We start from the raw sequence: 17,958 nt of genomic DNA, 5'->3' as shown, positions 1-17,958 counted from the left end.
TAGGTAGGGTTTTTTCTCTTTTAGTTGTTTCAAATACAAATCAACGCTTCGAACGGGAAGGTTCGAAAAATAATAATTACAATTATGAAGAGAATTAATTTTTTATCATTGTTGAGTCTGTTATTCATAACAGTTGGTGCTTTTGCCCAAGAAAAAGATACGGATGAAAAAGATAGCCCATCTTACTATGAGCAGCGTGGTATGGAAGATGCAGAGTATGAACAATCCCTACAATTGGCTGAAGCAGAGGAAGAGGAGTTTTGGGAAGAGCAGAAGGCATATGAGCGGAAACTTAAGAAGCGCAACAGAAAAGCCTATAAAGCTTATCTAAAAGGTAAAAGAGACGCTTATGCGGAGCACAGGCAGCATTGTAACGCTCACTGTCACCACAGTAGCCATTACCACAGTCATGCTTCTTTCTACTATTACCATAATGCGCACTACCGCCCTCATAGGCCTTATAGAGGAACTACTATAAGAACAGGGGTTGGGGTGAGAATGCCCAATGCTATTATACGAGTTGGAATTTAATAGGTGTATAACCTGAGAAGGTTTTTACATAGCCTTATAAACAAACGATCCCCGATGTTTGCATCGGGGATCGTTTGTTTTAGTGGCATCCTTATGCGGGATTCTTCTCTAATTGCGCCATATAGAATCCGTCGTAGCCTGTTTTGGAGGCATAGATTTTGGTATCCTTAATTAGGCTAAAATCTTTTCCAGCCTCAGACCTAAGGAATTTCTTTACCTGCAGGATGTTTTCCTGCGGTAGGATAGAACAGGTGGCATAAACTAGCTTACCGCCAGGTTTAACGATGCGACTGTAATCTTGTAGAATATCTTGCTGGGTACCCATAATTTTTTCAAGAAATTCTGGTTGCAATTTCCATTTTGCATCTGGGTTTCTCTTAAGAACACCAAGTCCGGTACAAGGAGCGTCTATAAGTACGCGATCTGCGGTATTGGTTAACTTCTTAATTACCTTGGTGGTTTCAATAAGTCTGGTTTCCACATTGTGTGCCCCAGCTCTCTTGGCTCTTCTTTTAAGCTCTTTTAGCTTATTTCCATAGATGTCCAAGGAAATCAATTGCCCCTTATTCTCCATTAAGGCAGCTAGGTGGAGGGTTTTGCCTCCTGCACCAGCACAAGTATCCACAACTCGCTGTCCGGGTTGTATATCCAAAAACGGAGCTACCAATTGTGACGATGCATCCTGTACTTCAAACCAGCCCATTTTAAAGGGTTCGGTGATAAATACATTGCTTCGCTCAACCAGTTTTAAGGCATCTGGGTATCCTCGTAAACTTTCCGTTTCTATCCCAGCTTCACGAAGTGAATTCTTTAGGGTTTCCTTATCGGTTTTTAAAGTGTTTACGCGAAGGATAACGTCGGCTTGCTGATTTAGAGCTGCAATTTCCTTGGTCCACAGGTCTTCTCCTAGGGCTTTAACGGCCATCTCGTCCATCCAGTCTGGAACGGATTCCCTAAATTTTCTGATTTTGGAAAGTTCATCAAACTTACCTTTAATCCTTCTTTCAGGGGTTGGTTCTATTTGCTTCCAATCTGGAAGTCGAATTCCTTTTAGAACTGCCCAAACAGCAAACATTCTAAATAGGTTGGGCCTACTGTATGGCGCCTTTACCTCGGCAATTTCTGCATAAAGCCTTTTCCAACGCACCATATCATAGGTGGTTTCGGCAATAAAACCTCTATCCCGTGCGCCCCAGCGCTTATCGTATTTTAGTACTTTTTCTACTACCTTATCTGCATATTCGCCCTCATTAAATATAAGATTAAGGGCATCAACAACTGCAAATACTAGATTTCTGTGTAATCGCATTTATAAAAAATTAAGATTGCAAAGGTATTGTATTAGAAGCTATTCCTATTATTTTTACTAAAAATTATGAGCATGACCAGATTTATCCCTGTTTTGTTACTATTGCTGATGGTTTCCTGTGCGCAAAAGGAAGAGTCAAAGGTTTTTACTTCAGTAGATATTAAAACTGTTTTAACCGATTCATTAAGCATCAGAGCTATAGAATTGATGGATGGTAAAAGCTTGGCCTTTGCTGCCAATAAAGGTGCCTTTGGTTTATTAGACCTTGAAAGTGAACATGCAAGGGTAAATACCCAGTTGTACGATTCCGTTGCTCCAGAGTTTAGAGCAGTGGCACATACCGCTACGGACTTTTTTATGCTTTCTGTTGGCAATCCGGCCCTGTTATATAAAACAGGTGATACGGGCACTATGGAGTTGGTGTATAAGGAGGAGGACGATAAGGTGTTCTACAATGCCATGACTTTTTGGAATAATAGGGAGGGGATTGCAGTTGGGGATAGTATGGAGGGGTGTCTTTCAATAATAATTACGCGAGACGGAGGTATTAGCTGGAAAAAATTAGCCTGCTCGTCTCTTCCAAAAGCCAAAGAAGGTGAAGGAGCCTTTGCAGCTAGTAATACCAACATAAAGGTGATGGGAGACAAAACCTGGATTGCTACAACTACTGGGAATATTTATTATTCAGGAGATAAAGGAAGGTCTTGGGAAATTATTTCTACTCCCATTCTTAGTGAGAAATCAACCCAAGGAATCTTTTCCGTTGATTTTTATGACGAAAAAACAGGGTTTATAATAGGTGGGGACTATACGGATCCAGAGAGCAATCTAAAAAATAAGGCAGTTACTTTTGATGGGGGGAAAACGTGGAATTTGGTTGCTAGTGGTAACTTACCGGATTATAGAAGTTGTGTGCAATATATTCCCAACTCTGAGGGAAAAGAATTAGTGGCAATCGGATTTAAGGGGATTGCCTATTCCCATGATAGTGGAGAAAACTGGAAGCAGCTATCCGATGAGTCATTTTATACCCTACGTTTTTTAAATGATTCCGTAGCCTATGCAGCTGGGGCAAATAGAATTGCTAAATTAACCTTTAAGTAAGTGGGCAAGTTTTATGGATAAAACATAAATAGCAATTATTTACAAAAATCCTTCTTGATTTCTGAGGGTTGAGACTGATTAGTTATCTGCTCCCGAATCTTCCCCGCGTTTCTTTCTATATTGCCTTATCAACTGTCGTTTAAAGGCTTCTTCCGACTGCAAAAGAATGATGGTCTTTTTTGCAGAGATAGTGTTAGAGACCCGCTCTACATACGCCTTGTGTGCACGGTGTTTTTCTTCCTCTAATTTTTTCATCTGATTTAAGAGCGCATCTGCCTCCTTTGAAGAAAGTGCATCCAAATTCTTTATTTTGTCTTTAATTTCCTGATGCTCCTTTTTATGAAATTCAATTTTTTGGGCCTCATATTCGTTATAGAGGGGCCAAAAGTCTTGTGCTTCCTTCGGGCTAAGGGTTAGGCGCTCTGTGATAAAAGCAATCTTATAGGATTTTATCTTATCCCAATCATGCTTTCCTTGGGCATTTGAAGCCACAAGGGTCATCAACCAAAAAACGGGTAGTACTATGCGTATTTTTTTAATCATCATTGTTCCAATTTAATTCTTCCAAATCCACTATGTTGGCACTTAAATATTCTATTACACTTTCCTGGTCTAGTTGGTTATCCGGTAGGGCACTTAACTCCAAATCGTTGTCTAGGAACATTTCTGTGAGCTCATAGGATGAACCACCCCAACCATCTAATTCCAAGTAGTTTTCTATATCGGTAATAGCCAAGATATTCTCATTATTGTTGGCTGTTTTATTCCATGGGAAACTAAGCATTATAAGGAGTATTGCTGCAATAGAGGCGGCTGCATAATACCATCTTTTTAATGATCTAACGGGAACCTCCTTCTCTGTTTCTATCTTAAGAAGGATTTTGTCAGTGAGCGTATTAAAATACCCTTCTGGTAATTTAAAGTCCTCGTTTTCGGTACTATTTACCTTCTCCATTTGCATTTTGGAGAATACCCTATCGGTGAGGGTGTCAAAATAGCCTTCGGGAACGTTAAAACCACTATGTTCATTAACTTGTTTCATGCTTTTATTTAGACCTTATTTTGGGCAGAAGGTTTAATGCTCCCTTAAATATGCCTCAATCTTCTTTGTTGCCAAATGATAGGATGCCTTTAATCCACCTACGGAGGTTTCCAATATCTCTGAAATTTCTTCGTATTTAAGTTCCTGGAAATACTTCATATTGAATACTAGCTTCTGTTTTTCGGGAAGTTTGGCAATTGCCTGTTGCAATCTCAATTGTATTTCGTCGCCATCAAAATACACGTCAGCCTTTAAATTCCCTAAGGTGTAATCCATTAACTCCTCATTGCTAATTTTTAATTTCTGGGCTTCCAACTTTAAAAATCGCAAGGCCTCATTAGTGGCAATTCTATACATCCAAGTATACAATTTGCTCTCACCTTTAAAGCCCTCAATGTTCCTAAAAACTTTAATGAAAGTGTTTTGTAACACATCGTCTGTATGGTCATGATCTAGTACAATCCTTCTAATGTGCCAATACAATTGTTCTTTATAGGTGTTCACCAAGATTTCAAAAGCCTTTGAGCGTGTGCCTTCTTGCTTTAATTGCAATACCAAAACTTCTTCTGCAATCACCATGTATTAACTTGAGTTCTATTGTTGGACTCCAAAAAAGCAAAAAGGTTTATTCTGCTTCCTAATTATTATTTATTCCAAGTACAACAAGATAAGATAGTTTTCCTTAGCTTCCTAAACTTCGGGTACGCCATAAATTTGTCATTGGTCAAATTTTGTTAGATTAGCGGATTCATATTTTAAGGGGTTACTGCCTAAAGCCCTTCTTAATTTTAAAAAACATATTTGACTGCTTATGTATGGTAACCTAGATCCTAATTGGCATCAGCTATTGAATAGCGAGTTTAACCAACTTTATTTTAGGGAGCTTCAATCATTTGTTAGGAAGGAGTACACGGAGCACCAGTGCTTTCCGCCAGAGTCGCAGATCTTCGCGGCCTTTAATCACTGCTTGTTAAAAGATACCAAAGTGGTATTAATAGGGCAGGACCCTTATCACGGACAAGGTTTGGCTAACGGACTTTGTTTTTCCGTAAATGATGGAATGCCACACCCACCTTCATTGGTGAATATATTTAAGGAACTCAAAGAAGACCAGCAAAAACCAATTCCGGAAAGCGGTAATTTGGAAAAATGGGCAAAACAGGGTGTATTATTACTAAATGCTACGCTAACGGTAAGGGCCCATCATGCCGGAAGCCATCAGGGAAAGGGATGGGAAACCTTTACAGATGCCGTCATTTCTAAATTATCGCAGGAGAAAACTGGTTTGGTGTTTTTATTATGGGGTGGGTATGCAAAGAAAAAAATAAAATTAATAGACGCCCAAAAGCACCATGTATTAACCTCGGGACATCCTTCACCACTTAGTGCTAATAGGGGGTATTGGTTTGGAAACAAGCATTTTGGGAAAACCAATGAGCTTTTAGTGAAAAGTGGTTTGCAGCCTATAGATTGGTAGAAAAATCCTGATAAAAACAGTCCATAGCGCTACTAAGCGTTATGGACTGGTGTTTTCTTTAACTGTGTATCACTGAGCTATGCGGTAAGACTCCTTCTATAAGTTTTAGATTTAACAAGGTGTCCTGAACCGATTTCAAAGTGGTTTCATCCAATTTTTTCTGACTCCATCTAGTAAGGGAAAGCCAGTGCTGAATATCCTCTAGCTGCTGCCCATAGTTGTTGGATAGGGTTTTGTCTATGCTCGGAATATTTTTAAAATCTTCCGTGTAGGTGTTTATTACCTCGAGTATGTGTTGTAAAATGCCAGAATTATCGGTTATAAATGCATCTGTAGCTGCTACCACAAAACACGGCCATGGGGTAGGACAGTCTGTAATTCTTTTAAATATCTGTTGATCTACCAATGGCTTTGTGGTAAAACGTTCCCACATAAAATAGTCGGCCGTTCCTTGGGTAAGAGCAGCTACTGCTCCTTCTAGATTATCTACCACCTTAAACTTAAGATCCTCGGTGTTCCAGCCAATATTTTGTGCGTTTACATAAGCCATTAAATGACTGCCACTGCCAAACCTGCTAATAGCAGCTGTTTTCCCTTGCAGATCTTCCAAGCTGTTAAATGCACTGCCATGGGCAACGTGAATGCCCCATAATAGGGGACTGGCAATATATTCTTGAACAATTTTCACGGGATTGCCTTCAGAAATACTTTTCACTACCCCTTCGGTTAGAATAATGGCTAAATCTGCAGTTCCCTCCTGTAGCATTTGAGCCATTTTTCCTGTTCCTTCCGGAATATCTGTCCACTCTAAGTCGATTCCCCTAGATTTAAATGCGCCTTCCTCAATGGCCAAATGCCAAGGGAAATTAAAATGTTCAGGAACACCTATTATGTTTATCTTTTTCAAAATGATGTGTGTTTTGGAAGTTTGTACTAAATTAAAGTACTACAAAGATACCAATGCTTTCTTAAATAAATCCATTAAATCCCTAGTAGCGATGCGGGATATCAATTTTCTAAAATGCGCTCTAGAGCATAGGTAACAAGATTTTGGGTTGCTTTTTGGGGATCCTTGGAAAACTCTCCGGTAGTTCTATTGGCTAGAATGCAATTAAGTGAAACGGCTCTATGGCCTAATAGCTTAGCAAGTCCGTAAATACCGGCAGTTTCCATTTCCATATTGGTTATCTGCATGCCTTGGTAGTCAAAACTACCTATTTTCTGATTCATCTCGGCGTCTTGTAAGGGCAAGCGCAATACCCTACCTTGGGGACCGTAGAAGCCCACATTAGTGGCTGTGAAACCAGAAATCATCTGCTTGCCGGTAAACTTTTTCGCTAATTCCTCATCACAACGAACCACATAGGGGGTAGATTTATCCTTTAACCAATTGCAATGCGCTAAAAACGCCTGTTGAATAGCGGGATGCTGTACATGTTCACTATCATAAAAATGAAGGAGACTATCCAAGCCTATTGCATAATCGCTCATTATAAAGGAATGTAGTGGAATATTTGGTTGTATAGCACCTGAAGTCCCAATACGAATGATATCTAATTGGGTTTTTTCCTTTTTAACCATTCTGCTGTTGAAATCTATATTTACCAACGCATCCAATTCGTTAAGGACAATATCAATATTATCGGTTCCGATGCCCGTGGAAATTACGGTTATCCATTTTTTGCCGATCCTCCCGGTGTGGGTACAGAATTCCCTTTTAATTTTACTGACCTCCAAGGTGTCAAAATATCGGGATATTAACGGAACGCGTTCGGGGTCACCCACCGTAATAATGGTGGTAGCAAGTTCTTCGGGATGTAGGTTAAGGTGGTAAACACTATTATCGGCGTTTAGCACAAGCTCTGAGGCAGTAAGTTGCATGCTATAACTTTAGAATTCTGTTTGTTTTGGAGTTGTACAGAAAACCATATTTTAAAGCTCCCCCCAAGAATACATCGTTGTCCTGTATGCAGGAATAATAACTGGTATTGCCCAAGAGTATTTCATTTCCAGTCTTAGATAATGTAACTGGCTTAAAGGATAGGAATAGGGGTTTTAATTTATCAATGAGTCGGGTATATTGGGTATCCCCAAAACCATAGAGTCCTTGGTTGTTAAGTACTGTGGTCAATAATTCGGATTTTGATTTAGGCTTAGTGCTGTTGGCCAATCGAAGGATGTTATTTTCCACTTCGTTCAATCCGTTTTCTATGGTAGGAAAACGCATCAAATGCGCTCTAATGGCCGATTCCAAATAGGTAAATTGGAAATTGCTGAAATCCTTTAAGTTCTCCAAACGAATTGGATTATCGCTACAATAGAGCTGCCAAACATAATCTGCATACTCCACATCGTCCTGGGTTAGGAAGGTACGCTTTTCGTATAACTTCAAAACTTCCTCATCGCTCAGCTCATTTAAGCTATAAAGCTTGTCCGATGCATCTTCTTTTCCACTACACACCAAGGAGATCTCAGCAAAAGGCCTATTGGTCTTTAACCAAGAGATAACAGCTAGCATATTGATTTGGCAAAATAGATCGTATTCAAACCACAGCACAATTTGATCTTGATATTTATGGTTGCACAGGGAGCGATATTCCTTTAGGGTTTTTTCAATAAACCAGGATTTGGTTACCTTATAATTTTTGTTTAAAAACTCAAATCTGGTTTTCCAAAAGGATTCACTGCCTACATTGGATTCGGTCTTGCCTTCGCACAACATTTCGCGCCAGGTAATAATTTCCCCGCCAAGTTTAAGGCCTTGCAGTTTTTTGGTGAAATTATCACCGTTTGTGATGTGTAATTGGGAACTCATTTTCATTGGTAGTTTAGGTTGTAACTATTAAATGTAACATAATATCTTAATATCATGAAATAATTAACAAAATTCTAACCTCCCACACGCTTTACCTTAAACCCCTTATTTTTAAGCAATTCCATGATTTTATCCCTGAAATCCCCCTGTATGATTATGGTGTCGCCCTTTACGGAACCACCCACACTAAGTTTGGTTTTTAATTCCTTAGCGAGCTTTTTAAAATCACTGTCTGCTCCGTTATACCCTTCTAATATAGTGATGGGTTTTCCCTTTCGCTTTTCATATTTACAGATAATGGGGTCGTCCTGCAACCAAATCCCATTTTCTTCCTGCTTTTCGTCCTCACTTTCTTCGACCTGATGATCGGGAAATAAATTTTTAAGTTGGTCTTTTAAGTCCATCTTCTACTGACTACGTTATATGATAATAATAATTCTTGGTATGCTGGTTATTTGTTGTGTTCTACACCTCCTTGCCGCTAGGCTTTGATCAATCCAAGTTCTATTAAGCGTTGGTGTAAAAACTCGCCTGCAGTAATATCCTCATAAAGTTTGGGATGGGATTCATCTATACAATTCTCTAGGCAGTTTAGGGGCATTTCACTTATTGGATGCATAAAGAACGGAACGGAATACCTAGAAGTACCCCATAATTCTTTTGGCGGATTCACTACTTGGTGGATGGTAGACTTCAATTTATTGTTGCTAAGTCGCGAAAGCATATCCCCTACATTAATCATTAATTGGTCTGGCTTGGCAATGGCATCTACCCATTCTCCTTCATGGTTTTTTACCTGCAGGCCTTTTCCATGAGCTCCCATTAATAGGGTGATTAGATTAATGTCTCCATGTGCTGCTGCCCTTACCGCATTTTTTGGTTCATCTGTAATGGGAGGGTAATGAATGGGTCTTAAAATGGAGTTTCCATTCTTAATATAATTGTCAAAATACGTTTCTTCCAGGTCCAAGTGAAGAGCCAAGGCCCTGAGTACGTATTTAGCTGTTTTTTCCAGCATTTTATAGGTTTCCTTGCCTACTTCATTAAATTTATCCAGTTCTGTCACCCTAACATTGCTAGGATACTCCTTTTCCAATTTTGGGTCATCTTCCACATATTGGCCAAAATGCCAAAATTCTTTAAGGTCGCCTTCCTTTCTCCCCTTGGCATGTTCCTTACCAAAAGAGGTGTAGCCTCTTTGTCCTCCAATGCCCTCTATTTCATATTTGTTTTTGACTTCTTGTGGTAGGTTAAAAAACTTTTTGATCTCGTCATATAGGTCTTCCACCAATTTGTCCGATAAAAAGTGTCCGCTTAAAGCAACAAATCCAATATCTTCAAAGGCGCTGCCAATCTCTTTTATAAATTTCTCCTTCCGGGCAGGATCTCCCGAAATAAAATCTTCTAAGTTTACGCTTGGTATAGTACTCATTTCTTTTATTTAGATAAATCAAAGTTAATAAATAATAAGACAATCTTCTTCATATATTGTTGGTCTTTGTTTTAGGCTTTCGTTACATTTATAAATTATTATCCATAAAACAGTAAATATATAACATGCAGTTTAATAAGTTAGGTATTGATAAGGATACGCAAGTAGCACTGTATCAACGTATGCTGAAGCCCCGGTTGATTGAGGAAAAGATGTTGCTCTTACTGCGGCAGGGAAAAATTTCAAAATGGTTTAGCGGTATGGGTCAGGAGGCTATCAATATTGGTGTAGCCAGTGCCTTGACTGCGGAAGAGTTTATCCTTCCTATGCACCGTAATCTAGGAGTCTTTACCACAAGGGATATACCCTTGCACCGACTTTTTGCTCAATGGCAGGGAAAGGCAGGCGGATTTACAAAAGGAAGGGATAGAAGCTTTCATTTTGGCTCTCAAGAGTTCAAAGTAGTGGGGATGATCTCGCATTTAGGACCACAAATGGGAGTTGCCAATGGAATTGCCTTGGCGGAGTTGATCCAGGGAGAAAAGAAGGTAACTGCGGTGTTTACCGGTGAAGGGGGAACTAGTGAAGGGGATTTTCACGAAGCCTTAAATCTTGCTTCCGTATGGAGTCTGCCTGTGTTGTTCTGTATAGAAAATAATGGTTATGCCTTGTCTACCCCTACTAAGGAGCAATACAACTGTGAGCACTTGGCAGATAGGGCGGTAGGATACGGAATGGAATCGCATATCCTGGATGGAAATAATGTAGAGGAAGTATACACTAAGGTTTCTGAATTGTGTAAGAGCATTAGGGAGAACCCCAGGCCAGTAATGATAGAGTTTAAAACCTTTAGGATGCGGGGCCATGAAGAAGCTAGTGGCACAAAATATGTCCCCGAGGAGTTGTTGAATACTTGGGAAAAGAAAGACCCCTTGGTGACGTATGAGAACTATCTCTTAAAAGAAAAAATATTGAATAATGAGATGATCAATTCCTTTAAGGAGGAATACCAAGCTGAAATAGATCAACATTTAAAAATAGCTTTTGATCAACCCCCTATAGTATCGGATGCAAACACAGAAATTAATGACTTGTATAAAGAGTCTAATTATGAAGAGGTGGCGCCAAATTCTGAAACTGCCAATATAAGGCTTGTCGATGCTATTTCGGAGGGTTTAAGGCAATCCATGGAGAAACATGGGGATTTGGTGATAATGGGGCAGGATATTGCAGATTACGGAGGTGTTTTTAAAGTTACCGAAGGATTTCTGGATCAATTTGGAAAAGATCGGGTAAGAAACACCCCTATCTGTGAATCTATTATAGTATCTATGGCTATGGGGCTTTCCATAAGACAAACCAAGGCGGTTGTAGAAATGCAATTTGCCGATTTTGTAAGTACTGGTTTTAATCCAATTGTTAACTACTTGGCCAAGGTTCACTATCGTTGGGGACAAAATGCGGACGTAGTTATTCGCATGCCTTGTGGGGCCGGAGTAGGGGCTGGACCCTTTCACTCCCAGACCAATGAGGCTTGGTTTACCAAAACCCCGGGGCTTAAGGTGGTGTACCCTGCATTCCCTTATGACGCCAAAGGGCTTTTAGCAACCGCCATAAACGATCCCAATCCAGTGTTGTTTTTTGAACATAAGGCACTTTATAGAAGTAAGTATCAAGAGGTGCCCACAGCCTATTACACCCTTCCTTTTGGGGAGGCCGCCCTTTTACGGCAGGGAGAGGAAATTACCATAGTTACCTATGGTATGGGGGTACATTGGGCCTTGGAGGTTTTGGACAGTCATCCCAATGTAAAAGCAGACCTATTAGATCTACGTACCTTACAACCTTTGGATATGAAGGCTGTATACCAATCGGTAAAAAAAACAGGGAAAGTAATTATCTTGCAGGAAGACAGTCTCTTTGGTGGTGTGGCGAGCGACATTTCTGCAATGGTTATGGAAAACTGTTTTGAATACTTAGATGCTCCCGTTAAGAGGGTGGCTAGTTTGGATACGCCCATTCCATTTGCCAAAAACTTGGAAGATACCTACCTTCCTAAATCGCGATTTGCATCAGAACTCCTAACTTTGTTGAAATATTAAAGAAATCTATTAATCACAAAAAAAATGGCTGTAAATCCCGCAGAGGAGAAGCTAAAGGAGCGTATTAAGGAATTGACCTGTATGTACGAGGTTACCTCTATCATCGTTAATTGCGATTATGATCAGATGGAAGATGCCTTAAAAGGGATTATGAGGTGTTTGCAAAAGGCTTTTAGACATAATAAGGATGCCCATATAGCATTGGTTACTGATCAATACTCCATGAAAACCGATCATTTTCCACAGCGCAACGTGGCCCTAAAATCGAACGTAGAAGTTTTTAACAAGAAGGTGGGGTATATCCAAGTAGCCTATCCTTCCCCTTCGTATGCTGTTTCCAACTTTTTATTAGAAGAGAAGAAGCTCTTGCAGAACATTTGTATGGAAGTGGGCAATCTGTTGGAGCGGAAACAGATTAAAGACAAGGAAGACTTGGTTAAACGAAAAATGGAGCATACAGATCGGTTAAGTATTTTGGGAGAGATCACAGCGGGAATGGCTCATGAGCTAAATACTCCACTTGCCAATATCCTAGGGTTTTCCGAGCTACTAAAAGCAAGGATAAAAGAGGATTCGGAGGCGAACAGGGATTTAGACAAGATTATCAACAGCGCCATATTTTCACGAGAAGTGGTGAAAAAATTAATGTTTTTTGCCTGTGAAATGCCCCAGCAGATGGACTTGGTAAATATAGTGCCTATTGTATCCGATGCGTTTAATCTTATGCAGCCCAGCTTAAAAAGTAAAAAAATAAAAGGGGAGCTTAGTTTTAGTGGGGAGTCTATTTTCCTAAGGGTAGATGCCATACAGCTGACCCAGGTGGTCTTTAATTTAATGCTGAATGCCATTTACTTTGCCCCACAAAGAAGTGTAATCCGCCTATTTATTACAGAGAAGGAGGATGGTGTAGAGATGCTTATTGAGGATCAAGGTCCGGGAATAGCGCCAAGCATCCGTGAAAAGGTTTTTGAACCCTTTTATAGCACCAAGCCAACTGGGGAAGGATCAGGGCTTGGATTAAGCGTGGTGCACGGTATTGTAAAAAGCCACAGAGGAACTATTGAGTACCGTCCCAATATACCCAAAGGGACTATATTTGTGATTCAATTTCCTAAAAAGTAGCAGATGGGCTTTAAAAAAGAAAACGTACTAATTGTTGATGATGACATAGACATACTAGAACTCCTACACAGGCATCTACAATCGTTTAACTACCATGCTTTTAAAGCCGTATCCGTAAAGGAAGCACTCGCTATTTTAAAGGATTCCAAAATAGATTTATTAATTACAGACCTACGGATGCCCGATGTAGATGGGATGCAATTAATAAACTATGTGTCCGAGCATTACCCCAAGCTTCCAAAATTGGTGGTAACGGGCTACCCTTCGGTAGATGATGCCCTCACGGTCTTAAAGTCGGGCGCCATGGATTATCTAGTTAAACCATTTACCAAGGAAGAGCTGCGGCAGGCCGTCACAAAAAGCTTTGCGGCAAAGGGAAGTGATACAGGAAATATAGTAAGGTCTGCCTCCATAGATAGGCCGGAAATTGAAAGTTATGGCGAGCTCATTGGGAGGTCCAAGGCCATTAAGACAGTCACCTCTATTATAGATAGGGTAAAGGATAACAAGGCCACCGTGCTGATTAATGGGGAAAGTGGTACCGGGAAGGAATTGGTGGCGCGTTCCGTTCATTATATGGGGAAATTCTCTAGGGCACCATTTATTGCGGTGAACTGTGGCGCAATCCCGGAAAGCTTGTTAGAATCCGAGTTGTTTGGATATGCAAAAGGCGCTTTTACCGGGGCACAAGAACAACGTCAGGGGTTGTTTCAAGCCGCAGATAAGGGTACGCTCTTTTTGGATGAAGTGGGGAATGCCTCACCAGCAGTACAATCCAAATTACTGCGGGTACTCCAAGAAAAGGAGGTGATAAAGGTGGGGTCTCAAAAATCGGAGAAAATTAATCTACGCGTAATAGCAGCCACTAATAGCGACCTTAAGGCTATGGTAAAAAAAGGAAGCTTTAGGGAAGATTTGTATTATCGATTAACCGTGGTAGAGATAAATGTACCGCCGTTAAGGGATCGCAAGGAAGATATTGCCCTTTTGGTAGATAAGTTTCTTTTTAAATATGGGGTAGAGTATAAGGATAGGATAGTAAGCATTTCTCAAGATGCATTAGACCTGCTTGTGCGATACAATTGGCCAGGGAATATTAGGGAATTGGAAAATGTGGTGCAACGGGCGGTAATTATGTGCGATAAGAAGATTGAGTTGGGGGATCTTCCCGATTCCATTAAGTATAAAATCCATTTTCCCGATGACAAGCTGCTTCCTTTACGGGAAGTGGAAAAAAACTACATACTAAAAGTTCTGGAAGCCACGGGGAACAACAAATCCAAGGCGGCCGAAATTTTAGAGATAGACCGAAAGACACTGCGTCAAAAAATTCGTTAAACCCTAAATTTCATACTGGGTATTTTTTCCCCATCGGGGGATATCTCCCTAGCTACACCATGGTAGCGTTGTCACCGTCGCTACGCGCAACCGGCTGTAAAATAAGGGATTGAAGGTTATTAATTAAATCAACATAATCATTGGCATTATACTTGCCCTTGCTATTTCTCTAAATTAGTGAAATATGGGAAAGAGTAACGGAATATGCCCTAGTTGTAAGTTTTACCACACTTGCGTGCTTACCAAAAACAAAAACCATATTTGGATTTGCAATGAATTTCAATTTTCCAATTCGGAATCATTGTCCATGGATCCACACTTCATTTTAAGGAAGGAAGTAAGAACGTATTAAAATTTTTTATGATAACGAATGTAAAGGAACAGCCTAGGCAGGGTATGTTAGAGAACGTAATGCGTCAATTTAACCATGCTGCGGATATTATAGAGTTAAATAGTAATATTAGAAAGATTCTAAGTATTACCAATAATGAGCTCATCATCCACTTCCCGGTTAAGATGGATAATGGGGAAATAGAAGTATTCACAGGTTATCGGGTACAACATAATAACGCACTAGGACCGTATAAGGGTGGATTGCGCTATCATCCGACTGTAGATATAGAGACTGCTAAGGCCTTAGCGATGTGGATGACATGGAAAACCTCTTTGGCCGGCTTGCCTTATGGGGGCGCCAAGGGGGGACTTAAGATAGATCCCTCCAAGTATTCTACTTCAGAATTAGAGCGAATCACCAGAAGATTCACGTATGCCTTAGGAGATAATATTGGTCCCGAACACGATATTCCCGCGCCTGATGTAAATACCAATGCCCAAACCATGGCGTGGATATTGGATACTTATATGTCTACAAAACCCCCAACAGAAAGATCTAAGAACCAGCACGTGGTTACTGGAAAACCAATAGGAACTGGTGGATCGGAAGGAAGGGACAGGGCCACAGGCTATGGCGTCTTTTTAAACATTAAGTTCTGGGCCGAAAGGAAAAAGATTAGTCTTGCAGACAAAAGATTTATTCTGCAAGGTTTTGGAAATGTAGGGTATTGGGCTGCCTACTTTTTAGAGAATGAGGGTGCCAAACTAGTTGGTGTACAAGATGCCTTTGGTAGTATAACCAATAAGAATGGTATAAAGGTAGCTGCGTTGGCTGCGTATATGGAGCAAAATAATGGGAGCATATTAAATTTCCCAGAGGCTTCCGCATTGGACAAAGACCACTTTTTTGAGTTGGATTGCGATATATGTATCCCAGCAGCCCTAGGGAATCAAATAACCGCGGACAACGCTGGTAAAATAAAAGCATTTCTTATTGCAGAAGGTGCTAATGGACCTACCGATGTAGAAGGCGAAGAAATTTTGTTGAATAGGGGGATTGGCGTTTTACCAGACATTTTATGTAATTGTGGGGGAGTGATGGCCAGTTATTATGAATGGCTTCAAAATAGAAACGGAGAGTATTGGCAATTGGAAGATGTGATGACCAGGCTCGACAAAAAAATGAAAGAGGTCTTTGATAAGGTCTACGATAAAGGCCAGGAAAGGCAGGGAGATATGCGTACCGCTGCCTTTATGATAGCTATAGAAAGATTGGAAAAAGCATACCTGCAAAGAGGGATTTTTCCATAAATAATTTAAAAACATATGTAACATGAAGTACGGAAATCTAGTTTTGGAAAAAAAAGAATTCGTTTTATTGAAGCGTTTGGTAAATGTCTCAGGGTACTATCCGGACAATACCTATAAAAGCAGCATTCAAAAATTAACCGATGAACTAAAATCGGCTATTGTATACAGTGAGGAAAATATGCCCACTGATGTCATTCGCTTTAATTCTTTGGTTACTATTGAAGGGCAAAATGGCTTTACCAATAAATTTCAATTGGTAATACCCTCGGAAGGGGACTTTAAAAATAGTAAAATTTCAATTTTAACTCCCATGGGGGCAGCGGTTATGGGGTATGCCAAAGGGGACGATATTGTTTGGGAGTTTAGAAATGGTCTTCAAACCCTAAAGGTTGCAGAGGTGAAACAGCAACCAAATTCAATTAATTCCGATGTGCTACTCTAGGCATAATTAACTTTTACTAGAACTACCTATTAGGCATAAATGGTTTTTAAAATAGAGGGAAGCAGCGCTTCCCTTTATTAATTTTAAGGAATCTCATAGTTTCAAGGGTGTTTAGAGCACTAATTTCTATGTTTTCAGTCAATTTTACAGGGGAAATGTCCTTAAGTTTGCTTACCAAATTGTTGTATCTATAATTATTTTAGGCGTTAATACTTTCCTATAGAAGCTGTTAGCTTGGATTTAGTTTCATTTAGGATTTTTAGGTATACTTTTTGTCTGTTTGCTGCGTATATACGTAACATTAATCATTTAAATACTAAAAGAATTATGCATTTTAAAAAGTCATTTTTTGTACTGTTCTTGGCCGTAGGATTAGTATCGTCCTGTTCGGTATCCAAATCCGCGATGAAGGATAGGAAAACCATTAATGGTTATTGGATCTTGAACAGTGTTTCTTATACAGGAGCCCCAGGTAATTTTAAGTCCCAATTGTTTAACCATGCATCTGATGATTGTTTTGAGGGCAGTAGTTGGTTCTTTAGAAACAACAATAGTACGGGTAGCTATGTTTTAGCCAATCGTGCGGAATGCGGTCAGGAAGAGCAATTTATTAGATGGTCTATTTATGAGCGTGAAGGAATGAATGCTCAACTTCAGTTTAAATTTATCGATGATAGATACAAGGATATTTCCGGTGGAAAGGGATATAGATTAGATATTGTTTCCTTAAGCGAGAGTTATATGAGGCTAGAGTCTAAAGTAATGGTAGATGGAACTCCAGTTACCGTAGTTTATGAATTTATTAAAAACGATGAATAATGAGAAAAATAGTAGTTAGTAGTTTGTCCTTAATAATGATTATGGCAACCCTTGGTAGTTGTACTGCCCTTAAAAATACAAATCACAAACAAAGAGGTGCTGCTGGCGGTGCTGCAGGTGGAGCTGTAATCGGAGGAGTAATCGGGAATAATGTAGGGAAAGGTAACAACACTGCTTTGGGTGCTATTATTGGTGCTGTAGTAGGTGGAGTTGCCGGTGGATATATTGGGGATAGGATGGACCGACAGGCAGAACGAATCGAAGAAGAGATTCCAGGAGCCGATGTTACCCGTGTTGGTGAGGGTATAAATGTAACCTTCAGTGAGGATGGAGGGGTGTATTTTGATACCAATAAGTCTGCTGTTAATACTGCTTCTGCCGTTACTTTAGATAAATTAGTTAAAGTATTGTTGGAGTATCCAGACACTAATATTTTGGTGGAAGGGCATACAGATAGTACAGGTAGCGCAGCATATAACCTCAACTTGTCCAAGCTGCGCGCCCAAGCTGTTACCAATTATTTGGTAGCCAATGGGGTTTCGGGTAGCAGACTAACTACCAAGTGGTACGGATTAACTCAACCCAAGGCAGATAATTCAACTGCAGAAGGAAGAGCTAAGAACCGCAGGGTAGAGTTGGCAATTGTGGCCAATGAGGCTTTAAAAGAAGAGGCTCGTAGGCAAACTAACTAGTAACTTACCAGTATTTAAGTATAAACCCGACAAGGAATTGTCGGGTTTTTTTGTAGTGTGCCGTGCATGGTAATTCGCTAGGTGGTGAA

The 17,958-nt window shown here is 40.0% G+C and carries 19 protein-coding genes; 10 read left to right on the top strand and 9 right to left on the bottom strand.

From position 1 onward, the window contains the following. The first annotated feature begins 84 nt into the window (after positions 1 to 84). Positions 85 to 531: a hypothetical protein gene (locus BV214_RS15090; RefSeq protein WP_086478343.1), complete on the top strand. Its 447-nt coding sequence runs from the start codon at positions 85 to 87 to the stop codon at positions 529 to 531. A 91-nt stretch (positions 532 to 622) separates the two neighbouring features. Here BV214_RS15090 and BV214_RS15085 read toward each other — a convergent pair whose 3' ends face one another. Further along, on the bottom strand, positions 623 to 1,840 hold the full coding sequence (locus BV214_RS15085; RefSeq protein WP_086478342.1) for an RsmB/NOP family class I SAM-dependent RNA methyltransferase: 1,218 nt from the start codon (positions 1,838 to 1,840) through the stop codon (positions 623 to 625). A gap of 72 nt (positions 1,841 to 1,912) precedes the next feature. Here BV214_RS15085 and BV214_RS15080 point away from each other — a divergent pair, with 72 nt between their 5' ends. Further along, a complete protein-coding gene (locus BV214_RS15080; protein ID WP_086478341.1) occupies positions 1,913 to 2,944 on the top strand; it encodes a WD40/YVTN/BNR-like repeat-containing protein in 1,032 nt (343 codons plus the stop codon). A 78-nt stretch (positions 2,945 to 3,022) separates the two neighbouring features. Here the strand turns inward: BV214_RS15080 and BV214_RS15075 are convergent, their stop codons facing one another. From BV214_RS15075 to BV214_RS15065, 3 genes are read right to left on the bottom strand one after another with little or no spacing between them, the layout of a single operon-like run. Beyond that, positions 3,023 to 3,490: a hypothetical protein gene (locus BV214_RS15075; RefSeq protein ID WP_140157775.1), complete on the bottom strand. Its 468-nt coding sequence runs from the start codon at positions 3,488 to 3,490 to the stop codon at positions 3,023 to 3,025. Continuing rightward, positions 3,480 to 3,986, bottom strand: a complete 507-nt coding sequence (locus BV214_RS15070; protein ID WP_086478339.1) for a hypothetical protein — start codon at positions 3,984 to 3,986, stop codon at positions 3,480 to 3,482. The genes BV214_RS15075 and BV214_RS15070 overlap by 11 nt, the downstream gene beginning before the upstream one ends. Before the next feature lie 33 nt (positions 3,987 to 4,019). Further along, positions 4,020 to 4,562 (bottom strand): RNA polymerase sigma factor, encoded by a 543-nt coding sequence (locus BV214_RS15065; protein ID WP_086478365.1) that lies wholly within the window; start codon positions 4,560 to 4,562, stop codon positions 4,020 to 4,022. Positions 4,563 to 4,797: 235 nt separating this feature from the next. Here BV214_RS15065 and ung point away from each other — a divergent pair, with 235 nt between their 5' ends. Next, positions 4,798 to 5,463 (top strand): uracil-DNA glycosylase, encoded by a 666-nt coding sequence (gene ung, locus BV214_RS15060; RefSeq protein ID WP_086478338.1) that lies wholly within the window; start codon positions 4,798 to 4,800, stop codon positions 5,461 to 5,463. A 58-nt stretch (positions 5,464 to 5,521) separates the two neighbouring features. On the opposite strand, the gene BV214_RS15055 is transcribed toward ung, so the two are convergent. From BV214_RS15055 to BV214_RS15035, 5 genes are all read right to left on the bottom strand, one after another. Next, the gene (locus BV214_RS15055) at positions 5,522 to 6,370 is read right to left on the bottom strand and encodes a substrate-binding domain-containing protein (protein ID WP_086478337.1); all 849 of its coding nucleotides are present in this window, start codon (positions 6,368 to 6,370) and stop codon (positions 5,522 to 5,524) included. A gap of 101 nt (positions 6,371 to 6,471) precedes the next feature. Further along, the gene (locus BV214_RS15050) at positions 6,472 to 7,344 is read right to left on the bottom strand and encodes a nucleoside phosphorylase (protein WP_086478336.1); all 873 of its coding nucleotides are present in this window, start codon (positions 7,342 to 7,344) and stop codon (positions 6,472 to 6,474) included. 1 nt (position 7,345) lies between these two features. Further along, positions 7,346 to 8,278 (bottom strand): DUF1835 domain-containing protein, encoded by a 933-nt coding sequence (locus tag BV214_RS15045; protein ID WP_086478335.1) that lies wholly within the window; start codon positions 8,276 to 8,278, stop codon positions 7,346 to 7,348. 74 nt (positions 8,279 to 8,352) lie between these two features. Further along, positions 8,353 to 8,682: a translation initiation factor gene (locus BV214_RS15040; RefSeq protein WP_086478334.1), complete on the bottom strand. Its 330-nt coding sequence runs from the start codon at positions 8,680 to 8,682 to the stop codon at positions 8,353 to 8,355. A gap of 77 nt (positions 8,683 to 8,759) precedes the next feature. Next, positions 8,760 to 9,710, bottom strand: coding sequence for an isopenicillin N synthase family dioxygenase (locus tag BV214_RS15035; RefSeq protein ID WP_086478333.1), 951 nt, complete (start codon positions 9,708 to 9,710; stop codon positions 8,760 to 8,762). Between the two features lie 125 nt (positions 9,711 to 9,835). Between BV214_RS15035 and BV214_RS15030 the strand changes: the two genes are divergently transcribed. From BV214_RS15030 to BV214_RS15000, 7 genes are all read left to right on the top strand, one after another. Then, the gene (locus BV214_RS15030; protein WP_086478332.1) at positions 9,836 to 11,812 is read left to right on the top strand and encodes an alpha-ketoacid dehydrogenase subunit alpha/beta; all 1,977 of its coding nucleotides are present in this window, start codon (positions 9,836 to 9,838) and stop codon (positions 11,810 to 11,812) included. Between the two features lie 24 nt (positions 11,813 to 11,836). Continuing rightward, on the top strand, positions 11,837 to 12,934 hold the full coding sequence (locus tag BV214_RS15025) for a sensor histidine kinase (protein WP_086478331.1): 1,098 nt from the start codon (positions 11,837 to 11,839) through the stop codon (positions 12,932 to 12,934). Between the two features lie 3 nt (positions 12,935 to 12,937). Then, complete coding sequence (locus BV214_RS15020) at positions 12,938 to 14,272, top strand: sigma-54-dependent transcriptional regulator (RefSeq protein WP_086478330.1); 1,335 nt, start codon at positions 12,938 to 12,940, stop codon at positions 14,270 to 14,272. Positions 14,273 to 14,632: 360 nt separating this feature from the next. Beyond that, positions 14,633 to 15,916: a Glu/Leu/Phe/Val family dehydrogenase gene (locus BV214_RS15015; RefSeq protein ID WP_086478329.1), complete on the top strand. Its 1,284-nt coding sequence runs from the start codon at positions 14,633 to 14,635 to the stop codon at positions 15,914 to 15,916. Between the two features lie 22 nt (positions 15,917 to 15,938). Further along, the gene (locus tag BV214_RS15010; protein ID WP_086478328.1) at positions 15,939 to 16,358 is read left to right on the top strand and encodes a GreA/GreB family elongation factor; all 420 of its coding nucleotides are present in this window, start codon (positions 15,939 to 15,941) and stop codon (positions 16,356 to 16,358) included. 327 nt (positions 16,359 to 16,685) lie between these two features. Next, positions 16,686 to 17,177, top strand: a complete 492-nt coding sequence (locus BV214_RS15005) for a lipocalin-like domain-containing protein (protein WP_086478327.1) — start codon at positions 16,686 to 16,688, stop codon at positions 17,175 to 17,177. Continuing rightward, complete coding sequence (locus tag BV214_RS15000) at positions 17,177 to 17,869, top strand: OmpA family protein (RefSeq protein ID WP_086478326.1); 693 nt, start codon at positions 17,177 to 17,179, stop codon at positions 17,867 to 17,869. Before BV214_RS15005 ends, BV214_RS15000 begins: the two co-directional genes overlap by 1 nt. Positions 17,870 to 17,958 lie beyond the last annotated feature (89 nt).

The organism is Arenibacter amylolyticus (assembly GCF_002150785.1).
In the GTDB taxonomy this organism is placed as follows: domain Bacteria; phylum Bacteroidota; class Bacteroidia; order Flavobacteriales; family Flavobacteriaceae; genus Arenibacter; species Arenibacter amylolyticus.
Note: the sequence above shows the minus strand (reverse complement) of the source record. Positions and strands in the feature narration are given on the sequence as shown.